This window comes from Bartonella vinsonii subsp. berkhoffii ATCC 51672 (assembly GCF_902825225.1).
Taxonomy (GTDB): Bacteria; Pseudomonadota; Alphaproteobacteria; order Rhizobiales; family Rhizobiaceae; genus Bartonella; species Bartonella berkhoffii.
On record NZ_CADEAK010000108.1, the window covers coordinates 1 to 551 of the forward strand.

General features: G+C 36.5%; 1 pseudogene. It reads right to left on the minus strand.

From position 1 onward, the window contains the following. A pseudogene (locus tag J7R10_RS08485) lies at window positions 1–551 on the minus strand (hypothetical protein); the annotation flags it as partial.

Sequence of the window (551 nt, forward strand, 5' to 3'; positions counted from 1 at the left end):
ATAACATTATTATTAATATTTGTTACAGTGTCATCGAGTTGTTTTTTATTAACAGCTTCATCATCGTTCTCTGCAGCTTTCACGCCCGCGATAGTCCGAGCTCCCTCAGTACCTGTGATATCGATTTTTGTACCGCCTTTTTCTTTACCAATGGTAATAAGCTTCTGATCTTCATGCCATTTAACAAGACTATTTTCTGTTACATTGCTAATCTGAGTATAAATATCTGTGATAGAGCTATCGACAGCAGCGAAAGCATCAGTTACATTATTATGTTTCGTTTTCTGAACCGTAAAAGTTGGTTTGATACCATTAAGTACATCTGTCTCCTCACCACCAAAAAAATCCACTATATTAGTAATATAACTAAATAACTGATGGCCATTTATTGCTTCTGTCGAATCGGAACTGACCTTTCCAACTGCAACGCCAGAAATAATTCGATTCTCGCCTTCAGAGTTCGCAACTTTGATTTCGATACCGTCTTTTTCATCACCAATGGTAATGAATTTCCCATCTTCGTCCCATTTAACAAGACTATTTTCTGTTAT